The organism is Empedobacter tilapiae (assembly GCF_004785645.1).
Lineage (GTDB): Bacteria > Bacteroidota > Bacteroidia > Flavobacteriales > Weeksellaceae > Empedobacter > Empedobacter tilapiae.
Window position 1 is genome coordinate 204,920 of the sequence record NZ_SRPE01000004.1, and the last position, 16,734, is coordinate 221,653.

Below are 16,734 nucleotides of genomic sequence, written 5' to 3' on the forward strand. Positions count from 1 at the left end.
TTTTTTCTAAAAAGACTTGTTTTGAAATAAAAGTCAATATATATTTGCAACCGCTTTATGAGACTAATCAGTCTTATTCTTAAAAGTTAGGAGAGGTGCCAGAGCGGTAATGGAGCAGATTGCTAATCTGTCATCGGGAAACCGATGCCAGGGTTCGAGTCCCTGTCTCTCCGCTTTTTTAAAGCTTGTAATAAACACCATTCGGGGTGTAGCGTAGCCCGGTCATCGCGCCTGCTTTGGGAGCAGGAGGTCGCAGGTTCGAATCCTGCCACCCCGACGAATTTTAGTAATAAAATTTTGGATTGGTCCAGTAGCTCAGCTGGATAGAGCAACTGCCTTCTAAGCAGTAGGTCTCAGGTTCGAATCCTGACTGGATCACAATCTAAAGAAAACCCACAATGATAATCAGTGTGGGTTTTTTGTTTATTTCTGTTTTATTACAATTAAATTTTTGAGTAAATTGAAAATCACTATTCTTAGTGAGATCCTTTCAGTATAGTGTACTTATTTTTATTTAAATAAATTTTATGAATCAATCTATAAAAATAAAAGTCTCAAGAATATTTTTAGGATTGACAATTTTCTTCTTTCTATGCTTTATTATTATGTATAATATTGATGGAAATGAGATTGCTAGATGTCAAAATTTTATGTTAGATTTTATAGCCATTATAGGGTTTGCGTCTTTTATTTTATGTCCACTTTTTTCAATACTGTCAATTATTTTTAACTATAGAAATAGGATATTATATCTTGTATTACTTTTAAGTTTTATTCCTTTTGTTGGAATTTTAAAACTATTTGAAGGTGCTAATTTCGGAGGAAGTTTTTAGACTTGTACTAAATTTTCTTTCCCTTTTTCACTCAACTGCTTAAAGTTAATTGCAGGAATAGTTGGATTCAATTCAGACTTGAAATTAGTAACACTTGGCGTTTCAAAAAAATCTAATTCGTATAAGCCATCTTCCACGAATTGACACTCATCGGTTAAAATATAGACCTTAGGAAAACTTGGTTTTCGTTCTATTTTTACTTTTTTAATGTTATTTTGATCCGTGAAAACTTCTCCTTTCTTTGTGTTTGCCATTGTTTCTTATTTAGAAGAACAAATTTCTTAATAAAATTGAATATTAAAAAAATCAATTCGTAATATTCAAAATATTTCTACCTTCGTTACAAATAAAACCACGTGAAATATACAATTCAAGCAATACTTTTGTTTTTTGTTTTAGGATTAACAAGTTGTTTACTAACCAAAACAGTTTCCGAAACAAAAGTTGTGACTCCAGAAATTAGTGATTTGTCGGGTAAATGGAATATAAATGATGGAGGAGATTACATTATTTTTGAAGATGCAACGAAAAAAATGGTAATGAAAACGACTTGCGGAATTATTACGGCTGATTATACCAAAATAAATCAAGCTATAATTTTTAATCATTTAAAACAAGTGAATTCTGATTGTGAAATTCCTCTAATTTTGATTCAAAATTTGCAAAAAACTGCATATTTTAAAGTAAAATCATCAAATCAAATTACTTTTTATGATGAGGCTCATAAAGAAAAGTTAACTTTGAATCTAATAAAATAAATCACAAGAAAATATATTATGCTTAGCATAATTTTTTATTAAATTTGTCTAAATTTCTAATGTTGAAGAAAGTTTTAAGTTATCCGTTATCTATAATTTTTTATGTTTTTTATGGATTAACGTTATTGGTAATGCACGTTGTGCAATGGTTGTGTCACAATCTTGGAGGTTATGCTACTCATCATAAAAGTGTAAAAGTGATGAATGGTCTTTTGGTTTTTTGGACAAGAATTTTGGGTACAACATATACCTATAAAGGACACGAAAATTTGATACAAAATGTACCATTGATTTTTGTGAGTAATCACCAAAGTATGTATGATATTTCTCCTTTGGAATATGATTTGGCTGATTATCATCCAAAGTTTATTTCGAAAATAGAATTAGGTAAAGGAATTCCGAGTGTGTCGTACAATTTAACGCATGGAGGTTCTGCATTAATCGATCGTAAGAACGGAAAACAAGCAATAGAAGAAATAAAAAAATTAGCGCAATACATTCAGAAAAATAATTATTCAGCTATTATTTTTCCTGAAGGTACAAGAAGCAAAAATGGAGTACCAAAGTCTTTCAAAGAGAATGGATTGAAAGTTTTGACGAAATATGCTAAAGACGCTTATGTTGTTCCTGTTACGCTAAATAATACATGGGAAATTGAGAAATGGGGTAAATTCCCAATGTATTTAGGAGCAAAAGTAACAATACAATATCATAAACCCTTAAAAGTAAGTGAATATAAGTTTGATGAAATATTCGAGCTTACCGAAAAAACTGTAAAAAGTAGTATAACCGCATAAAATAATTATATGTCAATAAAAAATGTTCGCCTGGAAGTAATGCAATTTCTTGAGAAAGATATTGATGCTTATATGGACAAATTCTTAGTTCCAGCCGATAAAATTTGGCAACCAACAGATTTTTTACCGAATTCTCAAACAGATTCTTTTTTTGACGAAATCAAAGAATTACAAGAGCTTTCGAAAGATTTGCCAGATGATTTCTGGATTACATTGATTGGAGATACCATTACCGAAGAAGCTTTGCCAACCTACGAATCTTGGTTGATGCAAATGGACGGTGTAGTAGATGAAGAAGGAAATTACCTAGAAAATGGTTGGGCAAAATGGATTCGCCATTGGACAGGAGAAGAAAATCGCCACGGTGATGTTTTGAATAAATTTTTGTATTTATCAGGACGTATCAATATGCGCGAGGTTGAAGTAACAACGCAACATTTGATAAATGACGGATTTGATATTGGAACAGCACACGATCCTTACAAAAACTTTGTTTATACAAGTTTCCAAGAATTAGCAACCTATGTATCGCATAATAATGTATCAGCAATTGCAAAAAAATACGGAGCGAAAAAATTATCGCGTATGTGTAAAATTATTGCTGGAGATGAAATGCGTCACCACTTAGCTTATACAGAATTCGTTCGTCGTATTTTCGAAGCTGATCCTTCAGAAATGATGTTAGCTGTTCAACATATGTTCAAACTTAAAATTGTAATGCCAGCGCATTTCTTAAGAGCTTCTGGAGAAGAAAGAGGAACTTTGTTTGATGCGTTTTCAGATGCAGCGCAACGTATTGGTGTGTACACAGCATTTGATTACATCGATATTATGCGAAAATTAATTGAAGCTTGGCAATTGGATAAAATCTCTGGATTGAATGCTGAGGCTGAAAAAGCAAGAGATTACATTATGAAATTCCCAGATAGAATGGATAGAATTTCGCAACGTATTGTGATTCCTGAAGATGGACCTCAATTCAAATGGTTAATTCCTGCGACAGTTAAGTAGATAATAAATTTTATTAAGATGTATATCAAGATTGTTTTACTTTTTCTATTTATAATTTCATGTTCAAATATAGATGGGTTAAATTATCCATCTGATATTCTTGAAATTAAAGAAGTTGTATTAGAAAGATCTGATAGTAATTCAAATGGAAAATTTGCTGAGATAAAACAATTAAATAATAATCAGGTAAAACAACTTTTAGCTACTTTAAGTAAAGCTAAACAAATAGATTCTAAAAATTTTGATGAAGATTTTCAAATTATTTTTTCAACAGAGTCTGGAACTAAAAGAATTATGGTAAGAGGTAATAAAATTAAAAATTTTGAAAGTAATAAAGTTTATCAAATACCGAATGTAGATTATTTGAATAATTTTTAAAAATTACATCTAATCAAAATCATATAAAAAGAGGCAATTCAAAAACGAATTGCCTCTTTTTATTTAGTAACTTTAACCAACATAAAAAATTAAAAACGACTACTTATGGACGATTTTATTGCTGCCAGAAGTCAGATGGCGATGTCGCTTGCCTTTCACATTGTTTTTTCGTGTGTTGGAATGGTGATGCCTTTTATGATGGCAATTGCTCACTACAAATACCTCAAAACTAAAAACGAAATTTACAAAGGGTTAACCAAAGCTTGGAGCAAAGGGGTCGCAATTTTATTTGCTACTGGAGCAGTTTCTGGTACAATGCTTTCGTTTGAGTTAGGATTACTATTTCCTAAATTTATGGAACACGCAGGACCAATTTTCGGAATGCCATTTTCGTTAGAAGGAACAGCTTTTTTTATTGAAGCCATTGCTTTAGGTTTTTTCCTTTATGGCTGGGACAAATTCAATAAATGGTTTCATTGGATTTGTGGTGTAATCGTTGGCGTTAGTGGTTTAGCTTCAGGAATTTTGGTTGTTGCTGCAAATGCTTGGATGAATTCTCCGTCAGGTTTCGATTTTGTAAATGGTGAATATCTTAACATAGATCCTGTAAAAGCTATGTTCAATGATGCATGGTTTTCACAAGCATTGCACATGACAATTGCAGCTTTTTGTGCCACTGGATTTGCGGTTGCGGGTTTACATGCTTATCTTATTTTGAAAGGTAAGAATGTAAATTTTCATCGCGAAGCATTCAAAATTAGTTCTGTTTTAGCGATCACAGCAGCAATGTTAGCTCCTTTGAGTGGTGATATTTCGGCGAAAGATGTAGCAAAACGTCAACCAATTAAATTGGCTGCGATGGAAGCACATTTCAAAACAGAAGAAAGTGCTTCATTTGTTTTGGGTGGAATAGTGGACGAATCGAAAGAAGAAATTAAATACGCGATAAAAGTTCCGGGTGTGTTGAGTTTCTTGGTTCATTCAGATTTCAAAACGCCTGTAAAAGGTTTAGAAGAATTTCCGAAAGATGAGTGGCCACCTGTAGCAGTTGTACATTATGCATTTCAGATTATGATAACATTCGGAATGTTGATGATGGGAATAGCTGTGATTTATTTGATTGCGCAATTTTTTAAGAAAGATTGGCGAACAAAACGATGGTTTTATAAATTATTTATGATTGCGACACCTTTCGGATACATCGCTTTAGAAGCAGGCTGGACGGTAACAGAAGTCGGTCGTCAGCCATGGATTATTTACGGAATTATGCGAACTGTAGATTCCATCACGCCAATGCCAGGAATTCAATATTCGTTTTACATTTTCACGTTTGTATTCATCACATTGTCCATTATTTTGGTATTCTTAATGAATCGACAGATACAAATGGTTGCCAAGCTTTATGATCCAGAAGATCCAAATTATAAACCAGAAAAACATTAAGTATGATTTACGTAGTAATAGCATTTTTGTGGGTTGCCATCTGTTTATATTTAATTTTAGGCGGAGCAGATTTCGGCGCTGGAATTGTCGAATTATTCTCTGAAAAGAGTTATAAAAAACGTACACAGAAGATCATGTACAATTCGATTGGACCAATTTGGGAAGCAAATCATATGTGGTTAATCATTGCCATTGTAATTTTGTTTGTCGGTTTTCCTAAGGTTTATGCAGATGTTTCTAATTATTTACATATTCCGTTGGTGATTATGTTGTTGGGAATCATAGCGCGTGGAACATCGTTTACGTTCAGAAATTATGATGCAATCAACGATAAATGGCACAATTTGTATGATGTCATTTTTACTTATTCAAGTGTTGTAACACCTTTGTTTTTGGGTATAATAGCAGGATCTATCGTTTCGGGAAGTATTGATGATAATGCACTTTCGTTTCAAGATGCGTATATATTTTCGTGGTTAAGTTGGTTTAATTTTTCGGTCGGAATTTTCACTGTTGTGATTTGTGCTTTCTTGGCTTCGGTTTATTCAATTCAAACTGTTAAAAACGAAGAAGATAAAGTGATTTTAAGAAAACGAGCGAAGATTTATACAGCTTTAATTTTTGTTGCTGGTGCATTGGTTTTTGCAGTTTCACTTTGGAAAAACATTCCATTATTTAGCTGGATAACATCAGAAATTTATGGTTATATCGCAATTGTAATCGCATCAATTTCAATTGTATTATTGCTTACAGCCTTAAATAAAGCGAAGGATTCTTTGTTGAAAGTTTATGCAGGAATAATTGTGATGATGATTTTGTTTGCAGCATCTTATTCACACTTTCCAAATTTAGTGTTATTCAAAGATGGTTCAACATTATCATTATTGAAAGATTATGGCGCAATGAGTACAATAAATATGTTAGCGTGGGCATTATTACTCGGCTCGATATTCATTTTACCATTTCTATTTTACTTAATTTATTCATTCAATAAGAAGCAAAAAATATAAATTATAGTTAACTTATATGTGATCTTTAATTATGTAAATAATCTATTTTATTTAATATTAAAACTTTAGAATTTAAATATAATAAACCTCGTAATCAGGAGGTTTTTGTTATAGATTAACTTAATAGTAACAAGTGATAAATAGAGCGCTAAAGAGCTGTCAAATAAAACCTGCGCAGCTTTCGATAGAAAGCTGCGCAGGTTTTAAGTAAAAGGTAAGCAGGTTTTAACCAAAAGCCGCGCAGGTTCTTCTATAAACCTGCGCGGCTTTTAATCGTCTATTGCTTTACTTTTATAAATGAGACAACTTTTAGTGCATCATTTATACGTTTACCTGGTCGATAGTTTACTTTAGCACCCTTTATTAAACCTGTATGAAATTCATTTTCTGTTGCCGATGGTCCACTGCTTAAACTAGGATAGAAACTACCTAATTTATCTAACCGAATAATCTTTCCGTTTGCTAATTGCTTTTGAATAACGTTTTCTAGAGCGATGATTACGCCACGAATATCAGCTTCCGACAAAGCCGAAAACTTCTCAATCTCTTCTACCAATTGGTCTATACTCAGCTCTCCATCTGTTTTTACCTGAGCATACCATTTCTTTGTGCCACCGCCTGTTACACCAGGTTGGCCACGTTCTACTACTGTGTACTTAATACTCATAACTTCTAATTTTAGTGGTTAATTACTTGTAAATTAGTTAATTAAATCCATTAAAGCAAATTGTAAATGGTTTATTGTTATTGTAAGGCGCCATAAGAGAGTAGTTGATAAAAATATTGAAGGAGGTTGTTTAGATGAAAGGATGTAAGAATAGAGTATATAGCTTTAATATGAATTCTTAGGTTTTTGTTTTTTAATTAATTTGTAAATTTCAAGCATGAAAGACTTCTTGTTAAAAAAGGATATTCAGATTTCTGCGAAACGATATTTTATAGATGCGATGGGAGCAATGGCTTATGGTTTGTTTGCGACATTGCTTGTGGGGACAATTTTAAAGACAATTGGGGAAGAGTTTAATATTGTTTTCTTGAAAGATGTTGTTTGGCCAGTTGCTAATCAAGCAACAGGCCCTGCAATAGCTTTGGCAATCGCATATAGTTTGAGAGCACCTCAGTTGGTATTATTTTCATCAGCTGTTGTAGGTATTGCTTCTTATCAATTAGGTGGTCCTTTGGGTGTTTTTATAGCTACAATAATAGCTGTAGAGGTAGGTAAAATGGTTGCGGGAGAAACACGGATAGATATTGTGATTACACCAATAGTAACGGTTTTAGTAGGTGTGGTATTGGCGCAAATTATAGGTCCATCTGTGCAAGAACTAATGAAATGGATAGGTGGAGTTATTATGTTGTCTACTGATGCAAATCCATTTATTATGGGAATTGTAGTTGCAGTGATTGTAGGAATGGTACTGACTTTACCTATTTCTTCGGCAGCTTTGTGTCTAATGTTGGAGTTAGATGGTTTAGCGGCTGGTGCAGCAACAGTAGGTTGTTGTGCACAAATGGTAGGTTTTGCAGTTATTAGCTATAAAGATAATGGTTTGAAAGGTGTTTTGGCTCAAGGATTAGGTACGAGTATGTTGCAAGTTCCAAATATATATAAGAATTGGAAAATTTGGATTCCACCTACTTTAGCATCGACGATTATTGGGCCTATTGCTATTATTTATTTTCAGATGGAGAATACAGCTTTGGAATCAGGTATGGGGTCTTGTGGTTTGGTTGGACAAATAGGAACGTTTAACGCAATGAAATCTAAGTATGATACTACTTATATTTTAACCTCTATCTTGTTGTTGCAGTTTGTAGCACCAGCTGTCATCTCTTATTTAATTTATGTTCTTATGAAGAAGAAAAACTGGATAAAAGATGGTGATATGAAGTTATTTTAAGAATAATATATTCAGTTTGAGGTTATTTATGAAAAGATATATTTATTAAATTAAAAAAATAAAGAGCGAAGAACCGCTCTTTATTAAAACACTCTAATCTAAAATAACCCTTATACAATTAACTATACTATGAATATACTTGTATAAATAAATTCGAAACTTTCTAATTACGAATCACTAATAAGAATTGTAAAACTAGTTGTTTTGATTGTGTTGTAAATTGATGTAGATCAAGAAATAAGATTTTGTTTAGCGAACTTAGAATTTATTACATTTGTTTTAAACTTAAATGATATGATAAGAACTAAGTCAGTTTTCTTGATATTGATTCTCATGATAGGATTAATTTCTTGCCAAAAGAAAACGATTGAAAACAAGGTAAGAAATAATGTCCTTTCGGAAGTGAAAATAGATAATCTTACACTTTCTGATGATGAATTGGGATTTGGTTGTATAACTGAATATTATAGAAAAGGAGAAAAGATGCATGATGAGATTTATGTGCAAACAAGTTCTAAAGATGATAAAGCCTGGATAAACTATATCTCAATAAATGGAAAGAAGGAAATATTTTATTCTAATAATGAAGATACTAAAATGGCTGTCGATGAAGAAGGTTATAATTTACGATTAGAAAATGAGCATTATATTGTTGAAATAGATGCTAAAATAAGTGAAGAAAATATGCAATCAGATTCAGCATTAGCATCAGGAATACTTACAATTACAAGAAAATCTGATCAAGCTAAAACTACAATAAACTTTGAAGGAGGAACTGCTTGTTAGTAAAACTTGATCAGTTTTTTTACTTAGAACTAATCAATAATATTGAATTGTTTCATTAAGTATAAAGCATTCATTGTTTTCGTTGTACCTTTTCTTAGTATATAATCAGAGAAATATTGATTGTTTACATTTTTTAACTCGAAACAATAGTTTGTAATGTGATTTGGATATTCTATTTCCATCTTTGTTAACTCCAAGTCATGAGTTGCAATAAAACCGATTAATTTTGTAGGCGATTTAATTAATTTTTCTAGAAACTTTCTAGAACCAATCAATTTATCTTCGGAATTTGTTCCTTTCAGAATTTCATCAAGAATGATAAATTGAGGCTTATTAGATGCTAGACAATCAATCAGTATTCTCAATTTGTTTATTTCGTTTTTAAAATAAGAATCTCCAGAAGACAAATTATCTACAGTACGAATACTTGTAAATAATTCCATTGGATAAAATTTCATTTCATTGGCACTTACATTAGCACCGTTCATTGCTAAAACTAAATTAGTTCCAACAGTTCTCAAAAAAGTACTTTTTCCTGCCATATTAGCACCTGTTATTATTGCAATGTTATTGCAATATTGATTTTCGAAACTGTTCTTTGTTGCTTTATTTTCCTTTAAAAGAGGATGGTAAGCATCTTTTAATTCAAATAAGAAAGGCTGTTCAACAATTATGGGCGTATTAAAATTTTGGAATTTATTATTGAAGATTGCAAATGAAATAAAAGCTTCCATTTTTGATAATTCTTCCAACCAAGGTTTTAAAAGTTCAACAGTTCTTTGAATTCTATCTTCGAATTGAATAGAATAATACAATCTCCATAAAAATAAATTATCAAGAATAAAACCGACAAGAGGAAAATATGAAGCTTCAATAGCTTCTTTGCTTAATGATATAGCTTTTATAAGTTCGGAACTTTTTTGGTTTTGATGATTGAATTTTTGTTGAATACTCTTGTTAAGATAAGCTTCAAAATCTTCTTTTTCTATGTGATTAAAAATTTCAAATAAATTTACTAACTCATCAGCTTTCATTGTTGTATAAGCAGAAACTTTTCGTATTTGCTTTTTAAAAATAAAATTTATCAGAACTCCAACTATAAAAGCAACAAGGAGCCAATAGAAATAAGCTTTAGTGTTTGATTTTGAAATGATTAAATAAAGAAAAGTTGAGAAATTAATAATTGAAATAACTAAAGGAATAAAGCGAATAGATAAATTAACAAATACGCGTTTCTCATATTTAAAAATAGATGTTTCATTTATATTTAAACGTTTTGCATAAGTTAAAAACTTAATAATCCAGTCATGTTTCTTAGCTAATTCTGCAAAAGATTTTTGTCTATTTGTAATTTCTTCTCTATTTAATAAAGGAGTTGAAAGAAAATTTTTCAATTGTAAACTTCCAATTCTAGTTTGTGTTTTATTAATCCTATTGAATAAAGAATTTTCTTCAAGAATATCTAAATCCTTGTTAAATATATTATCAAATTTATCATTATCAGTTACAAAAAGATCTGTAGTATCATCAAGTTTTATTTGTTGAATAATTTCTAATGCCTGTGTAGTATATTCTAATTGAGCAACTATTTTAGAAGTTTTTATAATAAGGATAATCAACGTAACAAAAAATAATATAGATAATATCAGGTATAAATTATTGGTAGATGTTGCGTAAAAATAAAATAGAACGGAACCAAGGGCAAAAAAGCCCAATCGTATATTACCTAATTTACTTTTCTTTGATTTAAGAATAAAGTATTCTTGTTGTAAATTCTGTTCTATTTCTTTATAATGAATCATTATCATATTATTGAAAATTCTTTGTGAATTTAACAAAAAAAGATTACCAATCGTTTATTTAGATACCGATATACAAATAAGTGAGTTTTTATATTGATACTTCCTCAACTTTAATTTTAATTAATACATTTGCATCCTAATAATTTAGTAGATGAATTTTAAGAAATTAGCTTTAGCAGCTCTAGCAATTGGAACAACTGCTTATATTGTTAATCATAATAAAAAAAATATAAAATATAAACCTGTTCAAAATTTTGATTTAGGAGGATTTTTAGGACGTTGGTATGAAATAGCACGTTTAGATAATAAAGTGCAAAAAAATCAAACAAATGTAACTCATCGTTTTATTTTAAATGAAGAGAAAGAATCATTAGAGATAATTGTACGTGGTTATGATACAAAGAAAAGAAGTTGGAATAAATTGGAAGGCATAGCATCACAAGATATTGAGAATGTTGGATTATTTTCAACAACCTTTTTACCAATTTTTGCTAAAAAATTATATATAATTGATTTTGATAAAGATTATAATAATGCTTTAGTAGCAAGTGAAGATTATAAGAAATTATGGATTTTGTCACGTAAAAAAGAGATATCTGATAAAGTAAAAGAGAGATTCTTGGATTCTGCTAAGAAAGTAGGGTTTGATACAAGTAAGTTAATTTGGCCGTCTCAAGTTCCTATAGCAAAGTAATGTTAAAAGTAAACTTTTGGAAAACTTAGTCATTAATAAATCGGTGAATTCGAAGAATAATAGGGTCAAATAACAAGACGAATTCACCGACAAGTTTTGAAGTAGTCGATTGATTAAATCTCAACTTCACGTTCAGAATTTGTGCAATTGCTATGAACGATATAATCGATTAGTTTTCCATTCTCAAAACATAGCATCAAATCTTCTTCATAAATTGATGTATGTGTTAGTTGATTAAATTCTAATAATTTTCCTTGAGGAATTTTTACAATCCCAGAATACCATCTTGCAAAAACTTCTTTTTCTTTTGGAAAAAGATAAGACATATCTACTTCATTTAAGTCATCTAGGTAACCTCTAAAATTAATTAAAAATAATTCATCATTTCTTAATTCCCATTTTCCATAATAACCTCTCCAACATGTAGGAGAAGGAGGTGTGAAATAAGGAGGATTTCTAAATTTTTTTAAATAATGATATAATGGTTGTTCAGCTATAATATATTGTTGGTTGTCAATAGATAAAATTTCCCCTATTTGAGCAGTCATTTCTTATGATTTTACTCAAATGTAAAATAGCAGAATGAATAAATAAAAAATCAACAGCACTATTTTATCAAAATAATAAAAATTGACCGACTAAAATAAATATCTAAAAATTATATTGACTTAAAAAGATAAATGTGAAAAAAATTATTTATTTTAAAACTATTTTTTCTCCTTGTTTTGGAAAAATATAATTAATTTTATATGGATTATATTTTAATAATTCTTCTTTAATTTTTTCTTCGTTATCACCTTTAGGTTTTATATGTGTCACAATAATTGTTAATCCTTTCAATTTATTTTTTCCAACTTGTTTTCCTAGTTCTCCTAATTCTTCATTAATTAATTTAGGAGTTAAATGACCAAATAATAATTTCTCTGGTTGAGAATTAGAAAAAGAAACTTCTAACATTAATGTCTTTAATTTTCCTGATTTAATTTTTGGAGTAATAGCTTTCCAAATAGTAGTTAAGTTTTTTGTTTCTTCAATTCTATCTGCTCCTGTATCTCCAAAATAAAGAACTGCATTTGAATCATTTTCAACTAATATGGCAGAACTTTTTAAAGGATTTACATGACTCAATTCGTAAATTGTTCCTGTAAAATTAGTTCCTTCTATTGTGAAAGGTGTTCCTATTTCTGCATTCTTGTAGTAATATTTATTCAAAATAGGAGATTCGCCTTCATTGGCAAAGTTTGCCCAAGCATCATTTGTAAAATATTTGTTTTTTAAAACAGAAATTGTTTCAGAAATTCCATAAATAGGTTTATTGGAATCTTCGGGTGAATTGATAATCATTCCAGAAAGATGATCTAAATGTCCATGTGAAATAAAATATCCTTTTATGTAATCTCTCAATATTTTATTTTGATCTTCATTAAAAGTTCCATTTTCTATTGCTTTATTAATTCCAGAATAGATTGTTCCGGCATCCAAAGCTAAATAATTGTTTGTACTTTCTTCAGCAATTAAATAAGAAGAAAGATTACTCTCATTACTTCCTCCATAAACACCGAGTGGAACAATTTGAATATTTTGAGAAAAAGCAATTGTAGCAATTGTAAAACCAATAGTTAATAGATATTTTTTCATGACGAGACAATTTTGACAAAAATACAATTGTAAGTGTTATTAAACTAAATTATGTTAATACTTTGTAAAAACTTTAGTATTTTCACATTTCTAAAAAATTAACGCATAAAAATTAGTTAGAATGAAATCGAAATTATCTACTAAAATATTGAAAAATTATGCGACTCAACTGATGACAAAAAAAGCAATGTATGCTACGGCAATTGCTTTATTGGCAACAAATGTTGATGCGCAAAAGAAACCATTAGATTTGACTGTTTTTGATGAATGGCAATCAATTGGAATGAAAGAATTATCGAATAATGGTTCGTGGGTTGCTTATCAAGTTAACGCGCAAGAAAGTGACAATACATTGAACTTTTTTGGTTTGAAAACGGATAAAAATCTAAGTTTTCATCGTGGTGAACAAAGTGTTTTTACAGCCGATTCTAAATTTGCCGTTTTTAAAATTCGACCTTTTTATAAAGATTTGAAATTGGTTAGAATTAAAAAGAAAAAAGAACATGAAATTGCAAAAGATTCAATCGGAATTTTAAATCTTGCAACAAATCAAGTTGAGAAATTACCGAATATAAAATCATTTAAAACACCGAAAAAAGGAGGATCTCTTTTAGCTTATTTATTAGAAAAAGAAGAAGTGAAAAATGATAAAAAAGATAAGTCAGATTCTACAAAAACGAAGGATAAAGTTGCAAAACCATCTGGAAAAGATAAGAAAGATACGCCGTTAGAATTGGTGTTGAGAAATTTGATTTCTGGTCAGAAAAAATCTTTCAAAAATGTGATGAATTATGAGTTTAGTGAGAATGGTAAGCAATTAATCTTTTCGACAAAACAAGAGAAAAAAGACAGTTTAGATAAAACTAAATATGGCGTTTTCTTGGTAAATACCGCAACTTTTGTTCAAAAACAATTGGTTGATACAATTGGCGATTTCAAACAATTTGCGTTTGATGAATTAGCAAATAAGGTCGCTTTTGTTGGAACTTCTGATGAAGAGAAAAAGGAAAATAAAACATATTATTTATATTATTCTGCAACAAATAATCCACAACAAATCAAGAAATCTGAATTGTTAGGATTGAAAAAAGATTGGCAAGTTTCAGAAAATCGTCAACCAAAATTTAGCAAAGATGGAAATTCTTTGTTTATCGGTTTGATGCCGAAATTAGCAGAAAAGGATACGACTTTAATTGCTGATGATTATGCAAAAGTGGATGTTTGGAGTTACAAAGACGATTTTATTCAGCCACAACAATTAAAGAATCTTGAACGTGAAAAAAAGCGTTCGTATTTATCTGTGATTGATTTATCGAATCCTATAAAGGTGATACAATTAGCGGATTTGGATATGAATCAGGTCGAAATATTGAATGAAGGAAACTCAAATTTTGCTTTAGGAACTTCTGATAATGCCTATCGATTAAGTTCAAATTGGGATTTAACTGGACGTAGGGATTATTATATCGTTAATTTAAAAACTGGACAACGAGAGCTATTAGTAAAATCTTTAGCAGGAAAAGTTGAAATGTCTCCGAATGGAAAATTTGCTGTTTTTTATAATGCTGAAAATGGCTTATGGTCGAGCTATAATATCGAAACGAAGGAAACAAAAGTTCTGAATAAAAAGCTAAAAGTGAAATTCTATGACGAAGAAAATGATTCGCCAACTTTAGCACAAGAATATGGTGTTGCTTATTTTACTGAAAATGATGAAACAGTTTTAATCAAAGATCGTTATGATATTTGGGAGTTTGATTTGGTTGGAAATCGTCGTGCTGAAAACATGACAAATGGTTTTGGACGTAAACATAACATCACTTTTGATATCAATCAATTGAATGATGATATTAAAACACTTAATCGTGATAATTTAGTTTATTTAGGAGCTTTTAATAATCAAAATAAACAATCTGGAGTTTATCAAACAGTCATTTCGAAAGCAAAAAATCCTGAAGAAGTTGTAATGTCGAATACTTGGGGAACACAAAAAATGACGAAAGCGTTGAATGCGAACGAATTTATTTATACAAAAGAATCGTTTCGAAATTCGCCTGATGTTTATATTTCAACGAATTTTAAAGATGAGAAAAAGATATCTGCAATCAATCCGCAACAAAAAGATTATTTGTGGGGGAATGGTGAATTGATGACATGGAAAACATATTCGGGGAAAGATGCAACAGGCGTTGTTTACAAACCAGAAAATTTTGATCCAAATAAAAAATATCCAATGATTGTTTACTTCTATGAAAAACTTTCAGATAATTTGAATCGTTATCAAGCGCCTGCGCCAACCCCTTCTCGTATCAATCATACATATTTTGTAAGTAACGATTACATTGTGTTTACACCAGATATTTCGTATACAATTGGTCATCCTGGTAAATCTGCCGAAGATTATATCAATTCTGGAGTAGAAGCATTGAAGAAAAATACGTGGGTAAATGGTAGTAAAATTGCTATACAAGGGCAAAGTTGGGGAGGATATCAAGTGGCACATTTGATCACTACAACAAATATGTATGCTGCTGCTTGGACGGGTGCGCCTGTTGTTAATATGACTTCTGCTTATGGTGGAATTCGTTGGGGAACGGGAATGAGTCGTCAATTTCAGTACGAACAAACGCAAAGTAGAATTGGTAAAACTTTGTGGGAAGCGCCAGAATTATATATCGAAAATTCGCCTTTGTTTAACATGCCAAAAGTTACGACTCCAGTTGTAATCATGCATAATGACGAAGATGGTGCTGTTCCTTGGTATCAAGGAATTGAGATGTTTATGGCATTGCGTCGTTTACAAAAACCAGCTTGGATGTTAAATTATAATGGTGATGATCATAATTTGATAAAACGTGCGAATAAAAATGATATTCAACAACGTCAAGTTCAGTTTTTTGATCATTATCTGAAAGATAAACCTGCTCCAAAATGGATAACAGAAGGAGTTCCAGCAATTAATAAAGGCATTGATTGGGGCTTCGATCTTGAGAAATAAGTAGACAAAATAGTAAAAGCGATCAAATTTATTTGATCGCTTTTTTTGTTAAAAGAATTTCTTACAACACAATTATATTGTTAAATTTACAATTCATTTTGATTAACTTGTTGAAAAAGTTTAATTTAAAGATTTAATTGCACTGAATATGAATACAAATAATCGACAAATTGTTTATATCCATGGACTAAAAAGTTCTGCTAATTCTACTAAGTTTAAATCTATTTTAAAAATATATCCTTCTGCAATTTGTGTAGAATGGAAAGCTGAACATAATATAGGAACTGTTTTATTTGATGCTTACGATCATTTAAAAGGTTTGGTAAATGATTTGACAATTATAGGAAGTTCTACTGGAGGAAATTTTGGTTGGCAATTGCAACAAAAATTAAAGGAAAATGGAAAATCAAGCGAATTGATTTTGTTAAATCCTTTGGTTGATGTGTCGATGAAAGTCGAAAATAATTTTCCAGAAAATCTTTCGCAATATTTAGTTGATATGAATCGTTTCGAAAATACAAAGGTTTTCCTTTCTGTACATGATGAAGTTTTAGATTTTGAGAAATTAAAAAGTTTCTTCGAAATTCAACAATGTATATTTCCAAAACAAATCGAAATCATAGAAATTGATGACAATCATCGAATACGTAACTTCGAGTCATTGTTAACGTTAATTTAATTTACG

General features: G+C 30.3%; 16 protein-coding genes and 3 tRNA genes. 14 read left to right on the top strand and 5 right to left on the bottom strand.

Annotated elements, in window-relative coordinates; translation table 11 throughout:
- Positions 1–89: 89 nt before the first annotated feature.
- The 3 genes from E4J94_RS06875 to E4J94_RS06885 all read left to right on the top strand — a co-directional run bounded on the left by E4J94_RS06875 (position 90) and on the right by E4J94_RS06885 (position 378).
- Positions 90–173 (top strand) — tRNA-Ser (locus tag E4J94_RS06875).
- A 29-nt stretch (positions 174–202) separates the two neighbouring features.
- Positions 203–277 (top strand) — tRNA-Pro (locus E4J94_RS06880).
- A 27-nt stretch (positions 278–304) separates the two neighbouring features.
- Positions 305–378 (top strand) — tRNA-Arg (locus tag E4J94_RS06885).
- A 451-nt stretch (positions 379–829) separates the two neighbouring features.
- Here the strand turns inward: E4J94_RS06885 and E4J94_RS06890 are convergent.
- Positions 830–1,087 (bottom strand): hypothetical protein, encoded by a 258-nt coding sequence (locus E4J94_RS06890; protein ID WP_135835117.1) that lies wholly within the window; start codon positions 1,085–1,087, stop codon positions 830–832.
- Between the two features lie 102 nt (positions 1,088–1,189).
- Between E4J94_RS06890 and E4J94_RS06895 the strand changes: the two genes are divergently transcribed.
- The 6 genes from E4J94_RS06895 to E4J94_RS06920 all read left to right on the top strand — a co-directional run bounded on the left by E4J94_RS06895 (position 1,190) and on the right by E4J94_RS06920 (position 6,230).
- The gene (locus E4J94_RS06895) at positions 1,190–1,591 is read left to right on the top strand and encodes a hypothetical protein (RefSeq protein WP_135835118.1); all 402 of its coding nucleotides are present in this window, start codon (positions 1,190–1,192) and stop codon (positions 1,589–1,591) included.
- A gap of 62 nt (positions 1,592–1,653) precedes the next feature.
- Entirely contained in the window at positions 1,654–2,388 is a 735-nt protein-coding gene (locus E4J94_RS06900) for a lysophospholipid acyltransferase family protein (RefSeq protein ID WP_135835119.1), read from the top strand.
- Between the two features lie 9 nt (positions 2,389–2,397).
- Positions 2,398–3,399, top strand: a complete 1,002-nt coding sequence (locus tag E4J94_RS06905; RefSeq protein ID WP_135835120.1) for an acyl-ACP desaturase — start codon at positions 2,398–2,400, stop codon at positions 3,397–3,399.
- 18 nt (positions 3,400–3,417) lie between these two features.
- Positions 3,418–3,777: a hypothetical protein gene (locus tag E4J94_RS06910; RefSeq protein WP_135835121.1), complete on the top strand. Its 360-nt coding sequence runs from the start codon at positions 3,418–3,420 to the stop codon at positions 3,775–3,777.
- A gap of 105 nt (positions 3,778–3,882) precedes the next feature.
- Positions 3,883–5,220 (top strand): cytochrome ubiquinol oxidase subunit I, encoded by a 1,338-nt coding sequence (locus tag E4J94_RS06915; RefSeq protein WP_038333673.1) that lies wholly within the window; start codon positions 3,883–3,885, stop codon positions 5,218–5,220.
- A gap of 2 nt (positions 5,221–5,222) precedes the next feature.
- Positions 5,223–6,230 (top strand): cytochrome d ubiquinol oxidase subunit II, encoded by a 1,008-nt coding sequence (locus E4J94_RS06920; protein WP_135835122.1) that lies wholly within the window; start codon positions 5,223–5,225, stop codon positions 6,228–6,230.
- A 277-nt stretch (positions 6,231–6,507) separates the two neighbouring features.
- Here the strand turns inward: E4J94_RS06920 and E4J94_RS06925 are convergent, their stop codons facing one another.
- Positions 6,508–6,897 (bottom strand): HU family DNA-binding protein, encoded by a 390-nt coding sequence (locus E4J94_RS06925; RefSeq protein WP_135835123.1) that lies wholly within the window; start codon positions 6,895–6,897, stop codon positions 6,508–6,510.
- A 217-nt stretch (positions 6,898–7,114) separates the two neighbouring features.
- Here E4J94_RS06925 and E4J94_RS06930 point away from each other — a divergent pair, with 217 nt between their 5' ends.
- Positions 7,115–8,131: a PTS transporter subunit IIC gene (locus tag E4J94_RS06930; RefSeq protein WP_135835124.1), complete on the top strand. Its 1,017-nt coding sequence runs from the start codon at positions 7,115–7,117 to the stop codon at positions 8,129–8,131.
- A 294-nt stretch (positions 8,132–8,425) separates the two neighbouring features.
- A complete protein-coding gene (locus E4J94_RS06935; RefSeq protein ID WP_221411282.1) occupies positions 8,426–8,917 on the top strand; it encodes a hypothetical protein in 492 nt (163 codons plus the stop codon).
- Positions 8,918–8,946: 29 nt separating this feature from the next.
- Here E4J94_RS06935 and E4J94_RS06940 read toward each other — a convergent pair whose 3' ends face one another.
- The gene (locus tag E4J94_RS06940; RefSeq protein WP_168801835.1) at positions 8,947–10,719 is read right to left on the bottom strand and encodes a MutS-related protein; all 1,773 of its coding nucleotides are present in this window, start codon (positions 10,717–10,719) and stop codon (positions 8,947–8,949) included.
- Positions 10,720–10,870: 151 nt separating this feature from the next.
- On the opposite strand from E4J94_RS06940, the gene E4J94_RS06945 reads away from it, so the two are divergent.
- The gene (locus E4J94_RS06945; protein WP_135835127.1) at positions 10,871–11,413 is read left to right on the top strand and encodes a lipocalin family protein; all 543 of its coding nucleotides are present in this window, start codon (positions 10,871–10,873) and stop codon (positions 11,411–11,413) included.
- 113 nt (positions 11,414–11,526) lie between these two features.
- On the opposite strand, the gene E4J94_RS06950 is transcribed toward E4J94_RS06945, so the two are convergent.
- Both E4J94_RS06950 and E4J94_RS06955 read right to left on the bottom strand, forming a co-directional pair.
- On the bottom strand, positions 11,527–11,961 hold the full coding sequence (locus tag E4J94_RS06950) for a hypothetical protein (protein WP_135835128.1): 435 nt from the start codon (positions 11,959–11,961) through the stop codon (positions 11,527–11,529).
- 148 nt (positions 11,962–12,109) lie between these two features.
- Complete coding sequence (locus E4J94_RS06955) at positions 12,110–13,051, bottom strand: MBL fold metallo-hydrolase (RefSeq protein WP_135835129.1); 942 nt, start codon at positions 13,049–13,051, stop codon at positions 12,110–12,112.
- Positions 13,052–13,172: 121 nt separating this feature from the next.
- Between E4J94_RS06955 and E4J94_RS06960 the strand changes: the two genes are divergently transcribed.
- Together E4J94_RS06960 and E4J94_RS06965 are read left to right on the top strand one after the other, a co-directional pair.
- On the top strand, positions 13,173–16,049 hold the full coding sequence (locus tag E4J94_RS06960) for an alpha/beta hydrolase family protein (protein WP_135835130.1): 2,877 nt from the start codon (positions 13,173–13,175) through the stop codon (positions 16,047–16,049).
- 148 nt (positions 16,050–16,197) lie between these two features.
- Entirely contained in the window at positions 16,198–16,728 is a 531-nt protein-coding gene (locus E4J94_RS06965; protein ID WP_135835131.1) for a YqiA/YcfP family alpha/beta fold hydrolase, read from the top strand.
- Positions 16,729–16,734 lie beyond the last annotated feature (6 nt).

Coding starts and splice junctions, on each gene's coding strand:
- E4J94_RS06890 (WP_135835117.1), bottom strand. CDS start 1,087: ATGGCAAACACAAAGAAAGGAGAAGTTTTCACGGATCAAAATAACATT.
- E4J94_RS06905 (WP_135835120.1), top strand. CDS start 2,398: ATGTCAATAAAAAATGTTCGCCTGGAAGTAATGCAATTTCTTGAGAAA.
- E4J94_RS06910 (WP_135835121.1), top strand. CDS start 3,418: ATGTATATCAAGATTGTTTTACTTTTTCTATTTATAATTTCATGTTCA.
- E4J94_RS06915 (WP_038333673.1), top strand. CDS start 3,883: ATGGACGATTTTATTGCTGCCAGAAGTCAGATGGCGATGTCGCTTGCC.
- E4J94_RS06920 (WP_135835122.1), top strand. CDS start 5,223: ATGATTTACGTAGTAATAGCATTTTTGTGGGTTGCCATCTGTTTATAT.
- E4J94_RS06925 (WP_135835123.1), bottom strand. CDS start 6,897: ATGAGTATTAAGTACACAGTAGTAGAACGTGGCCAACCTGGTGTAACA.
- E4J94_RS06930 (WP_135835124.1), top strand. CDS start 7,115: ATGAAAGACTTCTTGTTAAAAAAGGATATTCAGATTTCTGCGAAACGA.
- E4J94_RS06935 (WP_221411282.1), top strand. CDS start 8,426: ATGATAAGAACTAAGTCAGTTTTCTTGATATTGATTCTCATGATAGGA.
- E4J94_RS06940 (WP_168801835.1), bottom strand. CDS start 10,719: ATGATTCATTATAAAGAAATAGAACAGAATTTACAACAAGAATACTTT.
- E4J94_RS06945 (WP_135835127.1), top strand. CDS start 10,871: ATGAATTTTAAGAAATTAGCTTTAGCAGCTCTAGCAATTGGAACAACT.
- E4J94_RS06950 (WP_135835128.1), bottom strand. CDS start 11,961: ATGACTGCTCAAATAGGGGAAATTTTATCTATTGACAACCAACAATAT.
- E4J94_RS06955 (WP_135835129.1), bottom strand. CDS start 13,051: ATGAAAAAATATCTATTAACTATTGGTTTTACAATTGCTACAATTGCT.
- E4J94_RS06960 (WP_135835130.1), top strand. CDS start 13,173: ATGAAATCGAAATTATCTACTAAAATATTGAAAAATTATGCGACTCAA.
- E4J94_RS06965 (WP_135835131.1), top strand. CDS start 16,198: ATGAATACAAATAATCGACAAATTGTTTATATCCATGGACTAAAAAGT.